Here is a 473-nt window from a genome sequence, read left to right as displayed (position 1 = left end):
CCGACGCTCCCACGGCTTGTAGGCACACGGTTTCAGGTACTATTTCACTCCCCTCCCGGGGTACTTTTCACCATTCCCTCACGGTACTATCCGCTATCGGTCACCAGGGAATATTTAGGCTTAGCGGGTGGTCCCGCCAGATTCACACGGGATTTCTCGGGCCCCGTGCTACTTGGGTGTCTCTCAAGCAAGCCGCTGACGTTTCGACTACGGGGGTCTTACCCTCTACGCCGGACCTTTCGCATGTCCTTCGCCTACATCAACGGTTTCTGACTCACCTCACAGCCGGCAGACTGTGAAAGAGAGATCCCACAACCCCGCATACGCAACCCCTGCCGGGTCTCACACGCATACGGTTTGGCCTCATCCGGTTTCGCTCGCCACTACTCCCGGAATCACGGTTGTTTTCTCTTCCTGCGGGTACTGAGATGTTTCACTTCCCCGCGTTCCCTCCACTTGCCCTATGTGTTCAG

Annotated in this window: 1 rRNA gene; it reads right to left on the bottom strand. The window is 57.1% G+C overall.

The window, feature by feature from the left end:
• A 23S ribosomal RNA gene (locus ACYF6T_RS44645) occupies positions 1 to 473 on the bottom strand; the annotation flags it as partial.

It is taken from the genome of Streptomyces sp. 7R007, from assembly GCF_054850255.1.
This window is presented reverse-complemented; position numbering and strand designations above follow the sequence as displayed.